The sequence below is a fragment of the Mesorhizobium sp. KR2-14 genome, from assembly GCF_040049255.1.
Taxonomy (GTDB): domain Bacteria; phylum Pseudomonadota; class Alphaproteobacteria; order Rhizobiales; family Rhizobiaceae; genus Pseudaminobacter.
In genome coordinates, this window is the sequence record NZ_JBDZDR010000001.1 from 225,415 (window position 1) to 246,177 (window position 20,763).

Consider the following 20,763-nt stretch of genomic DNA (forward strand, 5'->3'; position numbering starts at 1 on the left):
CGCCGATCCGCGCGAGACGACGTCGGGGACGATCGGCTTCACCTCGGCGGACGGGGTGTCGGCGGTGTCGCTGGGCGGCCATGTGCTGACGGGGACGGCGCAGACCTTCGCGGACACGACGGGTGAACTGACGGCCTGGTACGAATACAATGCCGCGACGGGCGTGGGTACGATCCACTACAGCTACACGCTGCTGAGCAACACGTCCGGCGACGACACCTCGGTCAGCTTTGCGGTGGTGGTGAAGGATGCCGACGGCGATCCGGCTCCCGCCGGCAATCTGGTCATCAGCATCGTCGACGACGAGCCGACGGCGTATGCCGACACGGACAACGTCGAAGCGGGGAGTTTTGCGCCGATCACGGGCGACGTGCTGTCGAACGACGTGTTTGGCGCGGACGGCAAGGACGTTTCGGGCGGGGTCGTCGGCGTTGCCAAGGGCAGCACCGGCGCCCTCGACGACGCCACGACGGTCGGGGCGACCATCCAGGGCACCTACGGCAAGCTGACGCTGAATGCCGACGGCTCGTACAGCTATCTGCGCGATCCGGGCACGGCCGGTGGCGGGCAGGACGTGTTCACCTACACGATCAAGGACGCTGACGGCGACCTGTCGCACACCACGCTGACGATCGAGATCGGCAACTCGACGCCGACAGTGTCGATCCCAGGGGCCGGTTCCGACGGCACGAAGGTCTACGAGGCAGGTCTTCCGGCGCATGACGGCAAGCCTGCGGGTTCGGGCGAGACGGGCGACGGCTCCGCCAACGCCGATCCGCGCGAGACGACGTCGGGGACGATCGGCTTCACCTCGGCGGACGGGGTGTCGGCGGTGTCGCTGGGCGGCCATGTGCTGACGGGGACGGCGCAGACCTTCGCGGACGCGACGGGCGAACTGACGGCCTGGTACGAATACAATGCCACGACGGGCGTGGGTACGATCCACTACAGCTACACGCTGCTGACCAACACGTCCGGCGACGACACCTCGGTCAGCTTTGCGGTGGTGGTGAAGGACGCCGACGGCGATCCGGCTCCCGCCGGCAATCTGGTCATCGACATCGTCGACGATGTTCCGATATTGAACAGCGTGCAGAGTCAGCAGGCAAGCAACGATCCTTCGCAAACACCTGCAGTCGGACATATCGACTTTGTGGCCGGAGCCGATGGCGTCGGGTCGGCCATGACGATTACAGCTAATACCACCGGCATTACCTCTGGCGGCCACAATCTTATAACGGTGCAGACGGGTAACGTGTTGACCGCCTATGCCGACAATGACAACAACGGTACCTATAACCAAGGTGATACTGCGGTATTCACCATTACCGTGAACCCATCATCGGGACAGTATGTTTTTGACCTGCTGGCGCCGCTGGATGGCAAGACAACTCCTGTTTCGATCGGTAGCGGCAGTTCTTTCGGCAGCGGTCCAAGCTCTTCAGTCATCGTGACGCAAGGCGGCCAAAATATCGTCATGGTAACCGGCTGGAAGCCCACCGATGCTAATGGCGTCTTCACCTCACAACACGAATCGGCTTGGTTGGGTGGCGGCAATCCCTCGCTCACTCAAACGAACGACGTCAACGGCTCTGGCCAAGGTTGGGGTCTCGGAAACAATAACTTCGACAAAGGCGAGTTCATGCGTTTCGATTTCGGAACGCCGAATGACTATGATGGCGCAGGTCCCTACACGCCGCCTAACATCACTTTGGCCAATGCATCATATGCCACATTCACGTTCGATGCGGTTAGTTCGAACAACAAGATCGAGTTCGTCGCCCATTTCACCGATGGAACATTTCGTGCCTACACCCCGACAAATGGCATCACTTCACTGACGATCACATCGCCTTCCGGTGCGCAAATTGCATGGATCGATGCGTACGAGTCGTCGGGCAAGACCAAACTCAACCTCACGAACGTCGGCGTAACGTCCACCACGGTCGACCATACGATCCCGGTGACGCTGCAACTCACGGACGGGGACGGGGATCATACCGGGACGGCGAACTTCAACGTTCATGTGGCCAATGGCCTGACACCTTACGCTGAAGCAACCTCGGCCATGCACAACGACATCCAGGCGTTGGATGTTTCGCACTCGATCGTTGCCTTCGACTACACAGGCGACGGCCAGCCGACTGCTGCCGGGATCGAGGCTCTTGCGAGCCCAACTGTCGCGGAGCACATCATGGGCTCCGACAGCAGCGATCTCCTGGTCGGCGGCGACGGTGTCAACAACATACTGGACGGCGGTCCGGGCAACGACATCCTCATCGGCGGTGATGGCAATGACCTGCTGATCGGCGGGTTGGGGCGAGACACGCTGACGGGCGGTGCAGGCGCCGATACGTTCAAGCTCGACAGCCTGGACATCAACGACCTGATCACCGACTACAGCGGCATCGGCGGCGATGGCGACGTGATAGACCTCACCTCCCTGTTCAGCACCAATGGCGAGGACATCAGCCACTTCGTCAAATACGACCAGTCGACGGGCGTCCTGAGCGTGGATCAAGACGGCGCGGCCAATGGCAGCAATTTCGTCCATGTGGCGACGCTGGAGAACATGCCGTTGGCGAGCACGATCACGCTTCTCTACGACGACGACAAGCATACCACCGCACCAAGCGAGGGCTGATCTATGGTGTGCAAACGCAAGCTCGTGATATAAAGAAATTGCTGGAGGGAACTCAGCATGAAAAAACTTGCAAAGTCCTTGCTTTGCTGCGCGGCGCTCCTGGCGCCGGCCGGATCTGCGGGCTATGCCGCAGATCTCGTCGGAGGCCCGCAGATCGAATATTGTCCGGCGTCCGGCCCGACTGCGCTTTTACTCACCGGGAACGTCGGCCAGCTGACGGCCACGGTTGTGCGGTTGATGGACGAGTCGGTGGCCGTGTCGGAGGATCCGCAGTGGATCTACTCCCGGCGGCCCGCATTCGTCTGGGCCGTGGAGGCGAAAGCGGCCTGCGGCAGAGCCTTCGGCTACCTGAAGACCAACTATCTCGACGAGGACAATCTCAACAAATGCGCATGCTTCCATAGCCGGATGGTCGAGTACATGAACTGACCGGCCTGGGATGCGTGCAGTGTGCTCGTCTTACGCGATGAAGGCGCGCCCGGTGTTTGCCGGGCGTGCCGTGTTTTTGCTCGGGCCCTTGTTCTCGAGCCCACTTCTGGGCCTGGAAATTGCTGAAAGCCGACATGCATAAATTTCCGCTTCTGGCAGGCGCTTTGGTCTTGGCAATTCTTCTCGCGGCGTGTCAGTCGAACGGAACCGTTTCGGAGGCGCTCGATTCCACCGGCGCGGGCACATCGCCGGAACAGGCCACCACGACACCCCAGGCGGCATCACTGGTGTTGGGCAAAGGCCGGACCAAGGTGACCATGCTGCTGCCGCTTTCCGCCTCCGGCCGCAAAGGCGAGTTGGGCAGGAAGATGAAGGATGCGGCCCAGCTCGCCATGAGCGACCTGGGCAATGACGTTCTGACGCTGACAATCGAAGACACCGGTGGCGACGAAACACGCGCCAAGGAACTGGCCGTGAAGGCGCTTTCGTCGCGAGTCGTCATCGGCCCCACGGAGCTTACCGCCGTGCGGCACCTTGCCCGGGTATCTGGAAACCTGCCGCCGGTGCTTACCCTGGCCGACAATTTCGAAGGCGCGCCGGGCATCTATTCCGTGCCCTTGAACGAAGGCGACAGCGCGGCCGCCGGCGCAGGCGCGATCGCCGCAAAGGGCGCGCGAAAATTCGTGCTGCTGGTTCCCCGCGGCCCGGATGCGGCAATGCTTGAAAAGCGCGTCGCCAATAGCCTCAGCGTCTACGGGGCCAAGCTGGCAGTGACGGTAGCCTATGACATCAACGAAAGCGCCACCAAGGCCGTGGCTGACATGAAAGCTCTGGTCGACGCGCCGGAAGCGATCGTCCTTGCCACCGGCGGCGGCAACCCCGCGTTCATCGCAGCAGCGCTGCGCTCGGAAGGGCTACTGAAGAAGGACATGGTGCTGGTCGGCACCAACCGGTGGCTCGAGCATTCGGTTGACGATCCTGCCCTGCAAGGCGCCTACGTTGCCACGCTGGACTCAACGGAGACCGGCCCCATCGCCGAGCGCTTCAAGACAACCTTCAACTATCCGGCGGATATCACGGTCGCCTATGCCTATGACACCGTTGCGCTGACGGCAGGCATCGCCAATGCGCTCGGGGCCGATGGATTGCAGAAGAGCGTGTTTGAAAATCCGGCCGGCTTCCGCGGGTCCACCGGTGTATTTCGCTTCAGGCCTGACGGCGGCAGCGAGAGAACCATGCCGTTCTACCGGATCCAGAAAGGCGCGCTCAAGCAGGTCGCCAAGTCCGCATCGGGGTAAGTGGGGCGAGCTTGCCCCGACAGTATCGCCTGCGGCACAGCCACCACAAAGGGCCGACAAGAGCGCGTCGACCCAGCACGACGGCGCCAAAACCCGCTAATCTCCACCGATACTTCCAAATTTAGCAGTTCTTTCAATAAAGCCTGAATGCATCTGTGGCCCAATCAGCCATGACAATCAGGCACACAGGAGGGACACCGCATGCTAAGGCGTTTTTGGAAGTCCCAAGAGGGGAACTTCGCCGCAATACTGGCTATCGCGTCTCTACCCACGATGGCGGCCGTAGCCGGCGCAATCGATGTGGTAACTACCTATACCAAGGCTTCAAGGCTGCAGAACGCTCTCGATGCATCCGCATTGGCGATCGGCACCAAGTACTATCCGGGCATGTCGGCCGAGGAAATGAACCAGATGGGCCGGGAACTGTTCGCCGCAAATCTTTACGGTCTTTCCGAGGATATCGACGAAACCGACCCGTTGGCCGACACCGTTTCCAAATTCAAGGTCGACGTCCCATCGGGGCCAAACGGCACCATCGATGTGTCGTCGACGATCTTCAACCCCGGCTTCATGCGCGGCCCCTTCACCTGGAACGCCCATCGGTCTTCAAGCGTCCGCGTGTTGCCGGGGTCGCCCGCATGCGTGATGGCGTTGAACCCGAGCGCTTCGGCTGCCGTGAAGCTTCAGGGATCCACGCAGGTTGCGCTGAACGGATGCGTCATCGCGGCGAATTCCAGGGCCGCGGATTCGGTTTCACGAGGCGGCTCCGCGCAAGTGGCCGCCGAATGCATCGTGACCGTCGGCAAAACCTCGGGACTGTCCGGCCCGTCGTCCAAGCTGGCCTGCGGCGCACCGCTGGAGCAGCAGTTCGCCTCGCTCGATCCGCTGCTCAACATCACGCCGCCGAATGACGGATGCAACAGGACCGTTCCGAACGGCAACAACGCAAAGACCCTGACGCCCGGCACCTATTGCAAGCAGAGCTTTTCCGGGAACATTACGCTCCAACCGGGGGTCTATGTGCTGCGGGGCGGAGAGGTGAAGCTCAACGGCAACGGAAGCCTGGTCGGGCACGGCGTCACCATCTTCCTGCTGGAGAATGCGAGCTTCTCCATCACCGCGAACCAGCTGGTAGACCTGTCCCCGCCGACCTCAGGGCCCTATGCCGGTATCACCATCTATCAGGCCCGGGACAATCAAAACGAGCTCACCATCAACGGTACCTCCGGTTCGAAGGTCAGCGGCTTCGTCTACGCTCCCAAGGCCCACATCTTCTTTGCAGGCAACTCGACAGCTTCAGCCAGCGCCTGCCTTCGCCTGGTCGGCGACACCATAGAGATGACCGGCAACTCGGCCATCGAGTCAAATTGTCAGGCACAACTTGGCGGTCGTGAAATGTTGGCGGGCCGGCACGTGGCGCTGGTGAAATGAAACGCCTACGGGCGTGCTCAGCAAAGTGAGACTGGCCCGGCCGGACACTCGCGATGCGCCAGCCCGGCACAAGCCATGCGCGCCTATGGATGCGCCGTGGCTCCCGCCCGGCGCCATAATCTGGCCCGATAGCCTCACCGCCAATGAGGCATCGGGCCAGATTGAGGCGGACGGCGCACGGCGTGACGAGGCCCCCTGACGCTGTTTCGTCCTCTGCAGGATGCAAGCAGCACTGCGACCGCGGTCGACCCATCGGCCAAAGCGATGCCTCGCGCGGAACCAGATCCATGACTTCGACGTTATCGCGGCGCTCCGTTCAGGCGCTCGTCCCTTCGCCGGGGTGGGAGCTATCTGCGGTGCATGTAGCGTGAGAGCGAGCCTCGGCGCTAATGGGCGGTGACGGTAGGCGTCTCGCCTCTGAAGGTCCCCAACGATAGTGAGAGGACCCCCCATGACCCCCGCCAAACTTGCCGAAGACGAGAGGACCGTTTCCGTCGCCGAAACGGGCCCGCTTTCGAAACAGGAACTGCAGGCCATGGATGCGTATTGGAGAGCATCCAACTACCTGTCGGTTGGCCAGATATATCTTCTCGACAATCCGCTGCTGAAGGAGCCGCTGAAGCGCGAGCACATCAAGCCGAGGTTGCTGGGCCACTGGGGTACGTCGCCGGGCCTGAACATGCTCTATGTCCAGCTCAATCGCGTGATCAAGCGCGATGACCTGAACATGATCTATATCATCGGACCGGGACATGGCGGCCCCTCGCTGGTGGCGCATGCCTACCTGGAAGGGACATATAGCGAGGTGTATCCGAACATCAGCCAGGACGAGGAAGGCTTAAGGAAGCTTTTCAAGCAATTCAGCTTCCCGGGCGGAATTCCGAGCCACGTGGCGCCGGAAACCCCGGGCAGCATCCACGAAGGCGGTGAACTGGGCTATGCACTCAGCCACGCCTACGGCGCTGCCTTCGACAATCCGGACCTGATCGTGGCTTGCATCGTTGGCGACGGCGAAGCCGAAACCGGGCCCCTCGCCACCGGCTGGCAAAGCAACAAGTTCCTGAATCCGGCGCGTGATGGCTGTGTCCTGCCGATCCTTCATCTGAATGGATACAAGATCGCCAATCCCTGCTTCCTGGCTCGCATCCCGGAGGACGAGCTGAGAAAGTTCTTCGAGGGCATGGGCTACACGCCGTATTTTGTGGAAGGGCGTGACCCTGCGCGCGTGCAGCAAAGGCTGGCGGCCGTTCTGGACACGGTAGTGGCTGAAATCAAGCGGATCTGGGCAGACGCGCGCGAGAACGGCAACCTGAAGCGCCCTTCCTGGCCGATGATCGTCTTTCGCACGCCGAAGGGTTGGACATGCCCTGCGGAAATCGACGGCAAGAAATGCGAGGACTACTGGCGCTCGCACCAGGTGCCCATGGCCGACATGGACAAGCCCGAACACGTCCGCATCCTCGAGCAATGGATGAAGAGCTACCGCCCTGAAGAGTTGTTCGACCAGGACGGACGGTTCCTTTCCGAACTTGCTTCCCTGGCCCCAAGGGGCCATCGTCGGATGAGCGACAACCCGCATGCCAATGGCGGGCTCTTGCTGCGCAACCTCAAGCTCCCCGACTTCAGGGATTATGCAGTGGATGTGCCCAGCCCCGGCGCAACAACAGCGGAATCGGCCCGCGTCATGGGCAAGTTCTTGCGCGATGTGATGAAGCTCAACCTGGACAGCAAGAACTTCCGCCTGTTCAGCCCGGATGAAAACAACTCCAACCGCTGGCAGGACGTGCTGGAAGTCACCAACCGCTGCTTCATGGCAGAGATCTATCCCGAAGACGACCATCTGGCACCTGACGGCCGCGTGATGGAGGTTCTCAGCGAGCATCAATGCCAGGGCTGGCTGGAGGGCTACCTGCTGACGGGAAGGCATGGCTTCTTCTCGTGCTACGAGGCCTTCATCCATATCATCGACTCGATGTTCAACCAGCATGCGAAATGGCTGAAGGTCAGCCGGGAGATCCCGTGGCGCCGGCCGATCGCCTCGCTCAACTATTTCCTCAGTTCCCACGTCTGGCGCCAGGATCACAACGGCTTCAGCCATCAGGATCCGGGCTTCATCGATCACGTCGTCAACAAGAAGGCGGAAGTGATCCGCGTCTACCTGCCACCAGACGCCAATACACTGCTGTCGGTTACGGACCACTGCCTGCGCAGCCGCGACTATGTGAACGTCGTGGTCGCGGGCAAGCAGCCGGCGCCACAATGGCTAACGATGGATCAGGCCATAAAGCACTGTGCCGAGGGCCTTAGCATCTGGGAATGGGCCAGCAATGACAGGGGTTCGGAGCCCGACGTGGTCATGGCGTGCTGCGGCGATGTCCCGACGCTTGAGACGCTGGCCGCAGTGCAGCTGATCCGCAAGCACCTGCCGGAACTGAAGGTCCGCGTGATCAATGTGGTGAACCTGATGAAGCTGCAGCCATCGAGCGAGCATCCGCATGGCTTGTCGGATCGCGACTTCGATGTCCTGTTCACGAAGAACAAGCCGATCATCTTCGCCTTCCACGGCTACCCCTGGCTCATTCACCGCCTCACCTATCGCCGGACCAACCACGATAATCTGCATGTTCGCGGCTACAAGGAAGAGGGCACGACAACGACGCCGTTCGACATGGTGGTGCTGAACGACCTCGATCGCTTCCATCTGGTGGAAGACGTGATCGACCGGCTGCCGCAGCTCGGAGCGCGGGCCGCATACTTCAAGCAGGCGATCCACGAAAAGCTGATCGAGCACCGGGAATATATCGATCGCTACGGGGATGACATGCCGGAGATCAGAAACTGGAAGTGGGGCGCGGACGGGTCTCGAGGAAAGTCTCAAAAGACCTCCACGGAAGGAGACAACATCTGAGCCGCTCGGTCTGACGGCCCTGGCGGCAGCGCTGCTCACCGGCTCCTTCTTCGTGTCGTCCCGCAGGTAAACGGCGTAAGCCAATGCCAATGCTTTTGACCGACCTGGCTAGCGATGTCCCGCCGACCGACGAAGAGTTGGGGTGGCTGCAATTTACCACCCTCTTGTATTATCTGCAGGTCACCAACCCGGACAACGGGTTGGTGCGCGACAATACGAACCCGGTTTCGCCCGCAAGCATAGCTGCGCTCGGGATGGCGCTTGCGACGATTCCGGTGGTGGTGGAGCGCGGGGTGATCATCCGCGAATTCGCGGCGAAGATAACACGCAAGCGTCTGCAGTTCCTGTTCGAATGTCCGCAGGGCCCGGGGCCTGACGTTTCCGGATACAAGGGCTTCTTCTATCATTTCCTGGATATCGAAACCGGCCGTCGCGTCTGGCAATGTGAGCTGTCCACCATCGACTCGGCATTCCTGTTTGCCGGCGCCCTCACCGTAGCCTCCTATTTCGACGGCGACAGCGCCGACGAGGCGGAAATCCGCCTGCTTGCCCATGCGCTCTACGAACGCGCCGATTGGGACTGGGCCCGCAATGGCGGCGCAACCTTGACGCATGGCTGGCACCCGGAGAGCGGGTTCATTCCCCACCGCTGGCGCGGCTATGATGAAGGCCTTCTGCTCTATATTCTCGGCCTTGGCTCCCCAACCCATCCGCTGCCGCCTGAAAGCTACGCCGCATACACCGCCACCTACGAGTGGAAGGAAATCTACGGCCACGAGCTTCTTTATTCGGGACCGCTGTTTACCCACCAGCTCTCGCACATGTGGATCGACTTCAGAGGCCTCCAGGACCAATTCATGCGAGAGCGCGGCAGCGACTATTTCCAGAACAGCCGGCAAGCCACACTGGTGCAGCAGCAGTATGCGATCCGGAACCCGATGGGGTTCGCGCTTTACGGGCATTTCTGCTGGGGTTTCACCGCAAGCGATGGACCCGGCTGGCGCACTCGCGTGATAGACGGCGTGGAGCGGAACTTCTTCGACTACATCGCACGCGGCGCACCATTCGGCCCAGACGACGGCACGGTGTCTCCCTGGGTCGTCATAGGCTCCCTGCCCTTCGCACCGGAAATCGTCTTTCCGACGGTGCGGTATTTTTCTTCACTGCACCTCGGTGCCGACAGGCTTTACGGGTTCCGGCCTTCGTTCAACGCCACTTTTTCGATGGAAGACAGTCCCACCGGCTGGTGGGTGAGTCCCTACCACTTCGGCATCGACCAGGGTCCGGTGGTTCTCATGATCGAGAACTATCGAACCGGGCTGATCTGGAACCTGATGCGACGTTGCCCGCCAATACTGACCGGCCTGCGCCGAGCAGGCTTTTTAGGCGAATGGCTGTAGAAAGCCGGCTACTCCTCGCCGGAGGCATCAATCGCACCCTGCCCCACGGCCCCAAGCTTCAGGGTTGCCAGCACAAGCCCGCGTTCGGTCGGATGGGCGGTCAGCACAAATCCCAACTCGCGGCACATCTCCAGCATCTTGGTGTTCTCGCTGAGGATCAGCCCTTCAACCTGTTTCAGGCCATCGGCAGTCGCGTAGCGGATCATATGCTGCAACAGCGCCCAGCCGACCCCATGGCCTTGCAGATCGCTGCGGACGAGTATGCCGTATTCGCCGGACTCATGATCCGGATCGGTACATAGCCGGACGATGCCGGCCAGGTCACCGTTGGGTTCCAGCGCCACGAACGCCATTTCGCGATCGTAATCAAGCTGAGTCAGACGCAGCAGTGTCTTGCCGGAAAAATTCTTGCGCGGAGCGAGGAACCGCAACCGCATGTCTTCGGGCGAAATTCTCGACAGGAACTTCTGATGGAGCGCGACATCGACAGGCTTGATCGGCCGGATCAGGTAGTCGACCCCATCAAGCGGCACGTGCGCCTGCCAGCTTTCCGGATACGGCCGTATCGCCAGCGCCTGGTTTGGGCCGGGCGTCTCGACATCGACGGGATCGATCTCGATCCGCGCGTCAAGCGCCAGCACCCCCTGCTCGTCGGCGAGCAGCGGATTGATATCCATGGAGACGATGCACGGAAAATCGACGATCAACTGCGACACGCCATTGATCGCCAGATTGATGGCGCGGCGGTCGGCGGGTTTGCGGTCGCGGAAGCCCGCAAGCAGGCGGCCGATGCGTGTGCGATCGATCAGATCCGATGCAAGCACATCGTCGAGAGGCGGCAAGGCAATCGCGGTATCGTCCACCACCTCGACGGCAGTGCCGCCCGCGCCGAAAAGCACCACCGGACCGAAGGCCGGGTCCCGGCTGACACCGAGTATCAGCTCCTGTGCATTCTTGCGCTCGATCATGGGCTGCACCGAATAGCCATCGATGGCATCAGCCGAACCCATCTGGGCCAGACGTTCGCGGATATGGTCCGCGGCCTGGCGAGCGGCCTCGGCCGTCTCGATGCCGAGAACCACGCCGCCAACATCGGATTTGTGGGAGATGGTTCGGGACAGCAGTTTCACGGCCACCTTCCCCGTGTTGCTGAGGATCCGCTGTGCGGCGGCTTCGACCTCTTCGGGCGAATACGCGACAACCGTTTCGGGGACCGGAATGCCATACGCCGCAATGACAGTCTTGGCTTCCGGTTCGGTCAGGATGCGTCGGTTGTCTGCGGCAACGGCGCGGAAAATGGCCTGCACCGCGTCCCGGTCACCGGAAATGTCTTCGCTGCGGGTGGAAGGTACGCGCAGCAGCGCGTTCTGTGCGCGGGACCAGTCGCTGAGATAAGAGACGGCGGTGGCCGCGTCGGCCGGGGTTTCAAAGGTTGCGATGCCGGCGTCACCCAGGATGGTCCGCCCGGCTCGCGCCGTATGTTCGCCAAGCCAGCAGGTGAGCACCGGCTTTCGCTGGATCATTCCACGTGTGGCAAGCGAAGCGACTGCGGTTGCGGCCGCGGCCGAAGACGCAAGACCGGTGGGGCAGTTCATCACAAGCAGCGTGTCGACCTGTGGGTCCAAAGCCACCGCCTCGACCGCGACCTTGTATCGCTCCGGCGAGGCATCGCCGATGATGTCGGCCGGGTTTGCGCGCGACCATGTCGGCGGAAGAACCTTGTCGAGTTGCGCGATCGTTTCAGCGGAAAACTCCGCCAGGCGGCCCTTGCTTTCGATCAATTGATCGATCGCGAGCACCGCCGCCCCGCCCCCATTGGTAACGATGCCCACCCTAGACTGCTCGAGCGGTGGAAAGCGCGCGATTGTCTCGGTGGCGTCGAATAGATCGGCGAGACCGCGAACCCGCAAGATGCCCGCGCGGTTCAAGGCCGCATCGGCCACCCGATCGGCACCCGACAGCGCGCCTGTGTGGGTGGCGGCGGCCTTTGCGGCTTCGGCATGTATTCCGGCCTTGATCGCCACGACCGGCTTGAGCCGGGCGGCCGCCCTTGCGGCAGACATGAACTTTCTCGGATACGGGATGGATTCAAGATAGAGCAGAATGGCATGGGTATCGGCATCGCCGGCGAACAGGTCGATGAGATCCGCGACGTCGACATCGGCCATATCGCCCATGGAAGCGATGCATGAGAAGCCGATCTGCTTGTCTGCGGCCCAGTCGATCAAGGAGGTGACAACGGCGCCCGATTGCGACAGCAAGGCAACGCCGCCCGGCTTGGCCGTCATATGCGCAAAGCTGGCATTCAGCTTGGCCCGGGGCACCAGAAGCCCAACCGAATTCGGCCCGACGATGCGAAAGAGGAATGGCCTTGCGGCATCCAGCATCGCCTGTTTCAACCCGTTCCGCTCGTTCAGGCCCGCGGTAATGACGACCGCCGCGCGCGTGCCCTTCGTTCCAAGCTCGTGGATAATGCCCGGCACCGTCTCAGGTGACGTCACGATGACCGCCAGATCGGGAACACCGGGAGTATCAGCAATGTTCGCATAGCTGCGACGGCCCGCTATCTCCCGATGCTTCGGATTTACCGGCCAGATTTCGCCTTCAAAGCCACCGTTGATGATGTTCCTGATGACCACCCGGCCCACCGAGCCTTCGCGATCGGAAGCGCCAATGACGGCGACGCTCCCGGGATTGATCACATGTTCGAGATTCCGGATGGTCATAACCGTCTTCCTTCGTCTCACCGAACCCGCACAAACATTATGGAGCACCACAGGGCTCCGTCAAACCCGATGCAGGCACAGTGCGACGTGGGGTTGAGCGCGATCAATGCGCCGCAGCCTTGAACTGTCATGCTATGTTGTTGCTCTGCGCATACGCGGCTTGGAGGAGGCTCGGCATGATCTTGCAAAACCGGCATGTCATGGCTGTCTTCTGCGCATTTCTTTTCGCCACGGCCGCACGCGCCGACGACCGGATTGTGCTCGGGGGCGACACCTATGCTTCGGGCCAGAGCGTGCTGCTTTCAGAGCCTAGCCCGCGCGACCTCATGGCAGCCGCGTTTTCGGTCGACGTCACCGGAAAGGTCGAGAAGGATGCCCATGCCATGGGCTTTAGTGTCGATGTCGACGCCCCCGTCGGACAAGACCTTTATGCTTCCGGCTTTTCCGTGAATATACGTCAGCCGATCGGCGAGGATCTCTCCGCCAGCGGCTACAACGTGCTTGTGCAAAAGGACGCGACTGTAGGCGGCAACGCGCGGCTTGCAGCCGGCACCCTCGTGGTCGACGCTCCGGTAACCGGCAGCCTGCTTGCGGCCGCGGGCACGCTGACCGTCAACGGCCAGATAGGCGGCGACGCCAGGCTGGCCGCCGGCAAGCTCAAATTCGGCCCCGATGCCAAGATCGGCGGCACCCTGACCTACTTCGCCCGCGAGCCCATCGAAATAGCGCCGAGCGTGATAGCGCCGAATAAGGTCCATTTCGAAAAGTGGGAGATGGAGGGGCGGATGGGGCCTTTCCACAGAGCCATGCACGATAACATGCCGCACCTGTGGCCCTCTTTCCTCGGCATCTTCTTCGGTTTCCTGATAACCTTGGCGTTCCTGTTCGTAGTGGCGGCGATACTGCTTGCGGCGGCCCCGGCCGGCGTTGAAAGAATGCGCGAGCGCACGATAACCCGTCCGTTCCTGTCAATGTGCCTTGGCGTCCTCGGCCTCGGCACCCTGATCGGCCTGGTTCCGCTAAGCGCTATGTCGTTGGTGGGAATTCCGCTGATCCCGGTGGTGCTCTTCGCCATAGTCGTCTGCTGGATCGCGGGATACCTGTTGGGCATCTATGCGCTCTCCTGGCGTGTGGCCACCGGGCTGGGCAATCTCGAACCGACAATGGCTGCGCGGCTCGTCGTGCTCGCGGTGGGCCTCATCGTGGCGGCCGCCCTGAATTTCATTCCGTTTTTCGGATGGCTGATCAATCTGCTCATCCTCTTTCTCGGCCTCGGCGGGATAGTGATCTGGCTTCTGGAGGCCTTGGCGGCACGCCGACCCGTGCAGCAGACGCCCGTGGAGGGGACGCCGCCCCCGCCCGCCGAAGACAAGACGGTTTGACACCGCGCGCGGAAGCACGGGGGCAGGCTATCGGCGGATCAGCCGATCAGATCAGATGGAGCGCCATTGCGGTCGCCGTGAGGGCAACAACCACAGTCCAGGGCGGTGCCTTCCACACTGTGAGCAGCAGAAAGCCTCCGAGAGCGAGCGCAAAATCGCGGGGGGCGTTCACGGCGCTGGTCCACACAGGATTGTAAAGGGCTGCCCCCAGAATGCCCACCACGGCTGCATTCGTGCCACGCATCACCGCCTGGGCCCAGGAACGCAGGCGAAGCGTATCCCAGAACGGGAGCATTCCGTAGACCAGCAGCACGCCCGGCAGAAGTATGCCCACGAGCGCGATCGATGCGCCGACCCAGCCATTGGGCGCCGGTTCCATCACTGCGCCGAGATAGGCCGCGAAAGTGAAGAGCGGCCCGGGGACAGCCTGTGCGGCGCCATAGCCGGCAAGAAATGCCTCGTTCGTGACCCAACCGGGCGCAACGACTTCTGCCTGCAGAAGCGGCAGCACAACATGCCCCCCGCCAAAGACCAGCGCCCCGGAACGATAGAAGGCATCGAAGAGCGCAAGCCCCTGTATGCCTGTAGCGCTGACCACGACGGGAAGCGCCACAAGCAGAACTGCGAAGAGCAGAAGAGAAACGGCCCCGCGCCGGCGCGAAACCGGGAAGCGCAAATGACCGGAAAGGACAGCTCCTTCCTGCCGGCACAGCCAAAGGCCTGCCGCACCGCCCAGCGCTATGGCGCCGATCTGCGCGAAGGACCCGCCGATGAAGGTCACGATGAAGATGGCCATCAGGGCAATCGCGCCGCGTTGCGGGTCGGGCGTGAGCGTTCGGGCCATTCCCCAGATTGCCTGTGCGACGACGGCGACAGCAACGAGCTTCAGCCCGTGCAGAAAGCCTGCCGCGACGGGGCCGCTGAAACCGGAAGCACCCAGCGCGAACGCAAACAGGATGAGCGCCGAGGGCATGGTGAAGGCCAGCCAGGCGGCAAGTCCGCCGAGCAGCCCATTGCCGCGCAGCACTCCGAGCGCAAAGCCGACCTGGCTGGAGGCCGGGCCCGGGAGGAACTGGCAGAGCGCGACGAGATCCGCATAGCCCGCCTCGTCGATCCAGCGCCGCCGGACGACAAGCTCGTCGCGGAAATATCCAAGATGAGCGATCGGCCCGCCAAACGAGGTCAGGCCGAGCTTCAGGAAAACGCGAAAGACCTCGAAAGGCGAATGGGAACCTGGTTCGGCCGCGGTTGCGGCATTCTTTGAGATCGTCATGGCCGTCCGCGGCACCCGCCCTCACCTTGCATCCAGGGATGCATAGGTGCCGAATGGTCGTTTGCAAAGCCCGAACGGCTCGTTCAGCCGCTTTCACGGTCCGAAAACGACGGCTCCCGGCAATAGCAGGAGGCACCCGGCGGGTGGCAGCATTTGCGCGCGTTATCCTGCAGTCGAGGGCGCGGACCGGCGCGGCGTCGACCGTGCCGATCAAGCTCGCTTGTTTCCCGCTGCGACTCGTGTTCGCTTCGCCGCCGGTGCGGGTGATGGCGATGCATCCGCGGGAGACGGCTCCTGAATGACGGCAGCGATCGGTTCCTCCGCACGCTGCAAAGGCGGAAAATCGGCGGGCGTTATGGTCTCGCGTTCCAGCAGCAGCTTGGCCCCGGCTTTCAGGTCGGGCAACTTGGCACGCAGCAGTTCCTGCGCGGCGTGATAGGCTTCGTCGATCATCTTGCGGACCGCCAGATCCACCTCGCGCGCGGTGGCCTCGGAATAGTCCCTGGGTCGAAAGCCGACCTGATGCTCACCCAGCCACTGCGATCTCTGCTCTTCAAGCACCGCCTGCCCCACCGTGCCGCTCATGCCGAAACGCGTGACGCTTTGCCTCGCTATGTCCGTGGCCTTGGCAAGATCGTCCGCTGCACCTGTTGAGATTTCGCCATAAATGATCTCTTCCGCCGCACGGCCCGCAAGCAGGGCGATCATCTTGTCTTTCAATTCCGCCTCGGTGATTAGGAACCGGTCTTCGGTCGGACGCTGAAGCGTATAGCCGAGCGCGCCGATGGAGCGCGGAATGATCGACACCTTCCTGACAGGGTCGGCTCCCTTCAACGCCGTCGCAGCCAGTGCGTGGCCCATTTCGTGGTAGGCGACGCGCTCGCGTTCCTCCGGTCCGAGAAGCCTGCTCTTCCTCTCCAGGCCGACAACAAGCCGCTCCACGGCATTAGTGAAGTCAACCATTCCCACCTTGTCCGCGTCGCGCCGGGTAGCGAAAATAGCCGCTTCGTTGACGAGATTGGCCAGGTCTGCTCCGGTGAAGCCGGGCGTAATGCCCGCGATCTCGTCGACGCTGACATCCTCCGCCACGGCTATCGACTTCATGTGAACCTTGAGGATCGCGACCCGTCCTTCGCGGTCCGGTCTGTCCATCACAACCTGGCGGTCAAAGCGCCCGGCACGCAGCAGAGCGGGGTCGAGTATCTCAGGGCGGTTCGTCGCCGCGAGCAGGACGATGCCCACGCGGGGATCGAAGCCGTCGAGCTCCGAGAGAAGCTGGTTCAGTGTCTGCTCTTTCTCATCACCGCCACCATAGCCGGCATAGGGGCTCCGCGCGCGCCCCAGCGCGTCGAGCTCGTCGATGAAGATGATGCACGGGGCGGCCTGGCGCGCCTGTTCGAACAGGTCCCGCACGCGCGCCGCACCGACGCCGACGAACATTTCGACGAACTCGGAGCCTGAGATGGAGAAAAACGGAACCCCGGCTTCGCCCGCCACAGCCCTCGCCATCAGCGTCTTGCCGGTGCCTGGCGGACCGACCAGCAATATTCCCTTGGGGATGCGCGCCCCGAGGCGCCCGTACTTGTCCTTGTCCTTCAGAAAGGAAACGATTTCCCTCAGTTCGGCCTTGGCTTCATCGGCCCCGGCAACATCGTCGAAAGTCACGCCCGTCTTGCGCTCGAGATAGACCTTGGCCTTTGACTTTCCAATATTGATCAGCCCGCCCATGCCTTGCCGTTCTGCGAAGCCGCGGAACAGATACATCCAGAGGCCGAAGAAGATGAGCACCGGCACCACCCAGGAAAGCAGCGTCGTCAGCCAGTTGCTATCGCTTGCGCCCGACACCTGAACGCCAGCCTTCTCGAAGACGGCGGCGGTCGCCGGGTCGACGCGGTTGGCTACGAACAGCGTCTTTCCGTTTTGCGGTTCCTTGAAGTGCCCCTCGATCATGGTTTCGGTCAGCGTAACCGAAGCGACCTTACCCTCGTTTACAAGGCGCATGACGTCGCTGTAGCTGATCTGCTCCACCGAACGATATGCCAGCCAGAACTGGAAAAGGGTGATCAACAGGAAGGCCGCGATCAAGTAGCCGAAATTGAATGTGTGCTTCTTGTCCATTTGACGCGGCACCAGTCCTGGCATCGGGCTTCCGCTCCTATTCCGGGCTTCTCACCTGCTTCACTTCCAGTTGCGCGATGGCCTCGCGCAGCTCCAGATCCGTCAACTTGGTGAGGTCCTTCGGCACTTCCGCAACCGTGATTTCGCTCAGGCCCTCGGACATGGCGTCCCTCAGATCGCCAAGCATGCGCGGAGCGGCAATGATCGCCAGCCGGTCGAAGTCGCCGGCCAGCCGGTGTTCGTCGAGCACGGAGACAAGCATGCTGGCAAATGCCTGCTGTTCTTCATGCACCGGGTCGGAACGGTACTCCATGGCCGACCTGCTGCGCGAATCCGCTGACGCGAAGGCGCGGCCAGGCTTGTCGGCCATGATCTCCTTCAGCCGCTTGTGGGGAGCGCTGAAGAAAAGCTCCTCGAGCGGTTCTCCCATCTCGCTGCGATGGAACGCATTGCGGACTATGCGGGCGTGGGCGCCATCCGCCACGAGAACCCAGATTCGAAGCGGCTTCATGTTTCACCTCCCGGACATCGCCCGAAGTGTCGATGGTCTCGCAAGGCGCAGCCTTGATCCCAATCAAGAAGCAGCGCCGGCATCATCCTGCTGAAACGAAAAATTCCGCATGCCGTTCCATCATCAGGCATGGGGGCCCGACATTGCGCCTTTGACGCGCGTCAAATCTATTTGCACGCGATATGATAGTAGAAGCCCATGAGATTGTTTGCGCTGAAAGGTTCGGAAGATTTGGGCGCCGCAGTGGCTCATGCCCTGTGGACCGAACTGGACCCGCATGAAGAGCGCGACTTCGAGGACGGCGAGCACAAGGCGCGCCCGCTGGTGAGCGTCCGCGGCGAGGACGTCTACGTGCTGCACAGTCTTGCAGGGAGCGCCGGCTCGTCTGCCAACGACAAGCTGTGCAAGCTTCTGTTCTTCATCGCCACTTGCCGCGAAAACGGAGCGGAACGGGTCACCGCCATCACGCCCTACATGGCCTATGCGCGCAAGGACCGGCAGACCAAGGCCCGCGACCCCGTCACGACGCGCTATGTCGCGCAATTGTTCGAAGCCATGGGGACCGGCCGCGTGATCGTCGTCGACGTGCACAATTTCGCGGCGTTCCAGAATGCGTTCCGGTGCGAAACCGTTCACCTCGACACCCGAAAACTGTTTTGCCCGGTCGTCCACACGCTCGCCGCCGACCTGCCGGTTACGATCTTCTCCCCCGACGGAGGCGGCGTGAAACGGGCGCAGCTTCTCAAGCAGGCCTTTGAGGCCGACACCGGCGCAGAGGCCGGGTTTGGCTTCATGGAAAAGCGGCGGAGCCGTGGCATCGTCTCCGGCGATCTGTTTGCCGGAGACGTGGACGGCGCCGCGGTGTTCATAGTCGATGACATGATCAACACCGGCGGCACAATATTGCGCGCCGCAGCCGCGTGCCGCGAGCGCGGCGCCAAGGAAGTGTACGCCCTGGCCGCACATGGCGTGTTCGGCAAGGGGGTGGAACAGTTGTTTGCCAGTCCGCTCCTGGATCGCATCGTCGTAACCGACAGTCTGCCCGCGGCGGAACAGGCGGTTGCGCGCCATCCTGCAGCGAAGCTGGATGTTCTGCCCTGCGGTCCCCTGATCGGGGAGGCCGTCAGGCGTCTCCATACGCGTGGGTCGATCGGCGACCTTCTGGGAATGGAAGATTGACGCACGCCCTGTCAGCCTCTGCGAGGTAACGGATCGCCAGGGGGCGCCAGGTCTCGGGGCGGCGCATGTGGCTCTCAAGCAGATGGACAAGGCACAGGCGAGCCCTGAGAAGGGCGCGGAACCCTCCATAGAGCGCCAGCAGCGGCGGGTCCGGGGCATGCCCCAGATGCTTGCTCAGCATGCCGCCCAGCATGGGCCGTATCCACCCAGCGCCGAGCATGTCGCATTCGAGCCCCAGATAGTTCACCTCGTCATAGGGATCGATGATGCGCATGGCGCGGTTGAACTCGAGGCAGTCGATAATCTGCGGCGGGTCCGCCAGGCAAATGTGCTCGGGGCGGAGGTCACCGTGTCCTTCCACGATCCATCCGCTGGCGATCCGCTCTTCGATGCGCGGCCGGAGGCTGTCCAGCGCGTGCTCGACCTTTTCCAGCGCAGGGGCGGATGCGGCAGTCAGTCCGAATTCCGGCCGCTCCAGGATGGAGCGGTTGATTGCATGTTCGCGGACCAAATGATGCAGATAGGCCTCGCCCATCGCGATCTCCGGCGGGCAGCGCGAATAGAAGCCGACAAGGAGCTCGCCCACCCGCTGGATTTCCTGCTCGGTGACGCGGCCGTCGCGAATGCGGACGTCCAGCATCTCCGCGGCAGGAAGCCGGTGCATCTCCACGAGCCAATCGACGATTATGCCTTGCCCGCCGAGCGACAGGTGGCCGCTCGTGTCTCGCCTGAGTGGAACCACCGAGATGTAGGTTGCTTCCGCCAATCGGCGGTTGAGCCGCAATTCCTCCCTGCAATAGAAATACCGCCGCCTCAGGCTGCTGAAATCGAGGAACGGGTATTTCACGGGCTTCTTGAGCTTGTAGACGCGCCTGTCCGTCAGAAACACCCATGACATGTGGGTCTCGTGGGTCTCCACATGCGTCGTCGTGCCTGCATAGGATGCCGGGTCGCTCAGAAACCGCAACTTTTCGGCCAGCCCCGTCATTCAGCAGCCCCGTCATCCATCAGGCATGCATCACCTATAGACCAGGACCGGGATGGTGGAGTGCGTCAGGACCTTTACGGTTTCGCTGCCCAGCACGATCGCGGAAACCCCACGACGACCGTGGGAAGCCATCGCGATAAGGTCGCAGCCCTTGTCCTTCGCCGTGTCGATGATGGCCCTGTAGGGCTGGTCGTGGCGCGCCAGAACCGCCTCGCAAGGCACCCCGAGCGATCTGGCTTTCATTTCCGCCTCCGAGAGATAGGCCGAAGCCGCTTCCTGCGACTGCTGCTCGTACTCGGCGGGGGTGCTGGACAGCTGATCGCTGCGCCCCGAAATGACGTGAAACGGCATCACCACCGTCAACACTGTGACCTTGGCGCCGGCATCGCGGGCAAAGGCGAGGCCTTTTTCAACCGCAACTGTAGAGAGCGGCGAACCATCGGTTGGAATGAGAATATGATTGTACATCGGCTCGT

The 20,763-nt window shown here is 62.2% G+C and carries 14 protein-coding genes; 8 read left to right on the forward strand and 6 right to left on the reverse strand.

The genetic code is table 11. The annotated features are described in order from the left end of the window. From ABLE86_RS01090 to ABLE86_RS01115, 6 genes are all read left to right on the forward strand, one after another. A partial coding sequence (locus ABLE86_RS01090) for a type I secretion C-terminal target domain-containing protein (RefSeq protein WP_348777067.1) occupies positions 1 to 2,644 on the forward strand: 2,644 nt, incomplete at its 5' end. Between the two features lie 57 nt (positions 2,645 to 2,701). After that, a complete protein-coding gene (locus ABLE86_RS01095) occupies positions 2,702 to 3,073 on the forward strand; it encodes a hypothetical protein (RefSeq protein ID WP_348777068.1) in 372 nt (123 codons plus the stop codon). A 170-nt stretch (positions 3,074 to 3,243) separates the two neighbouring features. Then, entirely contained in the window at positions 3,244 to 4,371 is a 1,128-nt protein-coding gene (locus ABLE86_RS01100) for an ABC transporter substrate-binding protein (RefSeq protein ID WP_348777069.1), read from the forward strand. Positions 4,372 to 4,572: 201 nt separating this feature from the next. Continuing rightward, on the forward strand, positions 4,573 to 5,802 hold the full coding sequence (locus ABLE86_RS01105) for a TadE/TadG family type IV pilus assembly protein (RefSeq protein WP_348777070.1): 1,230 nt from the start codon (positions 4,573 to 4,575) through the stop codon (positions 5,800 to 5,802). 451 nt (positions 5,803 to 6,253) lie between these two features. Further along, positions 6,254 to 8,710 carry a phosphoketolase family protein gene (locus ABLE86_RS01110; RefSeq protein ID WP_348777071.1) on the forward strand — a complete coding sequence of 819 codons (2,457 nt, stop codon included), beginning with the start codon at positions 6,254 to 6,256 and terminating at the stop codon, positions 8,708 to 8,710. A gap of 83 nt (positions 8,711 to 8,793) precedes the next feature. Next, positions 8,794 to 10,110 (forward strand): glucoamylase family protein, encoded by a 1,317-nt coding sequence (locus ABLE86_RS01115; RefSeq protein ID WP_348777072.1) that lies wholly within the window; start codon positions 8,794 to 8,796, stop codon positions 10,108 to 10,110. An 8-nt stretch (positions 10,111 to 10,118) separates the two neighbouring features. Here the strand turns inward: ABLE86_RS01115 and ABLE86_RS01120 are convergent, their stop codons facing one another. Next, a complete protein-coding gene (locus ABLE86_RS01120) occupies positions 10,119 to 12,836 on the reverse strand; it encodes a bifunctional acetate--CoA ligase family protein/GNAT family N-acetyltransferase (protein ID WP_348777073.1) in 2,718 nt (905 codons plus the stop codon). 176 nt (positions 12,837 to 13,012) lie between these two features. Between ABLE86_RS01120 and ABLE86_RS01125 the strand changes: the two genes are divergently transcribed. Next, positions 13,013 to 14,218, forward strand: coding sequence for a hypothetical protein (locus ABLE86_RS01125; protein WP_348777074.1), 1,206 nt, complete (start codon positions 13,013 to 13,015; stop codon positions 14,216 to 14,218). Positions 14,219 to 14,264: 46 nt separating this feature from the next. On the opposite strand, the gene chrA is transcribed toward ABLE86_RS01125, so the two are convergent. The 3 genes from chrA to ABLE86_RS01140 form a co-directional block, all read right to left on the reverse strand. After that, complete coding sequence (gene chrA / locus ABLE86_RS01130; RefSeq protein WP_348777075.1) at positions 14,265 to 15,491, reverse strand: chromate efflux transporter; 1,227 nt, start codon at positions 15,489 to 15,491, stop codon at positions 14,265 to 14,267. A gap of 210 nt (positions 15,492 to 15,701) precedes the next feature. Further along, the gene (ftsH, locus tag ABLE86_RS01135; protein ID WP_348777076.1) at positions 15,702 to 17,609 is read right to left on the reverse strand and encodes an ATP-dependent zinc metalloprotease FtsH; all 1,908 of its coding nucleotides are present in this window, start codon (positions 17,607 to 17,609) and stop codon (positions 15,702 to 15,704) included. Positions 17,610 to 17,646: 37 nt separating this feature from the next. Continuing rightward, complete coding sequence (locus tag ABLE86_RS01140; protein WP_348777077.1) at positions 17,647 to 18,120, reverse strand: host attachment protein; 474 nt, start codon at positions 18,118 to 18,120, stop codon at positions 17,647 to 17,649. A gap of 198 nt (positions 18,121 to 18,318) precedes the next feature. On the opposite strand from ABLE86_RS01140, the gene prs reads away from it, so the two are divergent. After that, positions 18,319 to 19,299, forward strand: coding sequence for a ribose-phosphate diphosphokinase (gene prs, locus ABLE86_RS01145; protein ID WP_348777078.1), 981 nt, complete (start codon positions 18,319 to 18,321; stop codon positions 19,297 to 19,299). Here prs and ABLE86_RS01150 read toward each other — a convergent pair. Continuing rightward, positions 19,244 to 20,287 carry a hypothetical protein gene (locus ABLE86_RS01150; protein ID WP_348777079.1) on the reverse strand — a complete coding sequence of 348 codons (1,044 nt, stop codon included), beginning with the start codon at positions 20,285 to 20,287 and terminating at the stop codon, positions 19,244 to 19,246. The genes prs and ABLE86_RS01150 overlap by 56 nt on opposite strands. A 30-nt stretch (positions 20,288 to 20,317) precedes the next feature. Beyond that, complete coding sequence (locus ABLE86_RS01155; protein WP_348777080.1) at positions 20,318 to 20,755, reverse strand: universal stress protein; 438 nt, start codon at positions 20,753 to 20,755, stop codon at positions 20,318 to 20,320. Positions 20,756 to 20,763: the final 8 nt, after the last annotated feature.

What these genes read in the sequence shown, in the direction of transcription:
- ABLE86_RS01155 (WP_348777080.1), bottom strand. Translation starts at nt 20,755, where the DNA reads ATGTACAATCATATTCTCATTCCAACCGATGGTTCGCCGCTCTCTACA.
- ABLE86_RS01140 (WP_348777077.1), bottom strand. Translation starts at nt 18,120, where the DNA reads ATGAAGCCGCTTCGAATCTGGGTTCTCGTGGCGGATGGCGCCCACGCC.
- ABLE86_RS01125 (WP_348777074.1), top strand. Translation starts at nt 13,013, where the DNA reads ATGATCTTGCAAAACCGGCATGTCATGGCTGTCTTCTGCGCATTTCTT.
- prs (WP_348777078.1), top strand. Translation starts at nt 18,319, where the DNA reads ATGAGATTGTTTGCGCTGAAAGGTTCGGAAGATTTGGGCGCCGCAGTG.
- chrA (WP_348777075.1), bottom strand. Translation starts at nt 15,491, where the DNA reads ATGACGATCTCAAAGAATGCCGCAACCGCGGCCGAACCAGGTTCCCAT.
- ABLE86_RS01115 (WP_348777072.1), top strand. Translation starts at nt 8,794, where the DNA reads ATGCCAATGCTTTTGACCGACCTGGCTAGCGATGTCCCGCCGACCGAC.
- ftsH (WP_348777076.1), bottom strand. Translation starts at nt 17,609, where the DNA reads ATGGACAAGAAGCACACATTCAATTTCGGCTACTTGATCGCGGCCTTC.
- ABLE86_RS01095 (WP_348777068.1), top strand. Translation starts at nt 2,702, where the DNA reads ATGAAAAAACTTGCAAAGTCCTTGCTTTGCTGCGCGGCGCTCCTGGCG.
- ABLE86_RS01110 (WP_348777071.1), top strand. Translation starts at nt 6,254, where the DNA reads ATGACCCCCGCCAAACTTGCCGAAGACGAGAGGACCGTTTCCGTCGCC.
- ABLE86_RS01150 (WP_348777079.1), bottom strand. Translation starts at nt 20,287, where the DNA reads ATGACGGGGCTGGCCGAAAAGTTGCGGTTTCTGAGCGACCCGGCATCC.
- ABLE86_RS01105 (WP_348777070.1), top strand. Translation starts at nt 4,573, where the DNA reads ATGCTAAGGCGTTTTTGGAAGTCCCAAGAGGGGAACTTCGCCGCAATA.
- ABLE86_RS01120 (WP_348777073.1), bottom strand. Translation starts at nt 12,836, where the DNA reads ATGACCATCCGGAATCTCGAACATGTGATCAATCCCGGGAGCGTCGCC.